The 688-nt window shown below is 68.3% G+C and carries 1 pseudogene; it reads left to right on the top strand.

The features are described from left to right. Window positions 1-688 (top strand): annotated as a pseudogene (locus OXS27_RS32410) (LPS-assembly protein LptD); the annotation flags it as partial.

Here is a 688-nt window from a genome sequence, read left to right as displayed (position 1 = left end):
CCGCGGCCAGCAGACGGTGCAGCGCAAGTTCGAGACCGTGCGCACCCGCTTCTCCGCGCCCCGGGCCGAGCGCCTGAACGGCGAGCAGACGAGCTTCGAGTCCGGCAGCTACACCGCCTGCGAGCCCTGCAAGGACCATCCCGAGACGCCGCCGCTCTGGCAGATCAAGGCGAAGAAGATCATCCACGACAACGAGAGCCACACGGTCTACTTCGACGACTCGACCCTCGAACTCGCCGGGATCCCGGTCGCCTACCTGCCGTATTTCGAGGCGCCGGACCCGACGGTGAAGCGCAAGACCGGCTTCCTGACGCCGCGCTTCGTCAGCACGACGGCGCTCGGCACCGGCGTGTCGATCCCGTATTTCGTGGACCTCGCGCCGAACTTCGACCTGACCCTGACGCCCACCGTGCTCAGCCGCCAGGGCCTCCTGGCGCAGGGCGAGTTCCGCCAGCGGGTCGACAACGGCTTCTACAACCTGCGCCTGTCGGGCATCTCGCAGACCACGCCTTCGGCCTTCCTGCCGAGCCCGCTCGGCGCCGGCGAGCGGGACTTCCGCGGCTCGGTCGAGTCCCGGGGCCGGTTCTACATCAACCCGCGCTGGCGCGCCGGCTGGGACCTCGTTGGCGTCACCGACAAGTGGTTCCTCGACAATTACCGGATCCGCAACCAGAACATCACCACGGAC

Source organism: Methylobacterium sp. GC_Met_3, from assembly GCF_026540775.1.
In the GTDB taxonomy this organism is placed as follows: domain Bacteria; phylum Pseudomonadota; class Alphaproteobacteria; order Rhizobiales; family Beijerinckiaceae; genus Methylobacterium.
Note: the sequence above shows the minus strand (reverse complement) of the source record. Positions and strands in the feature narration are given on the sequence as shown.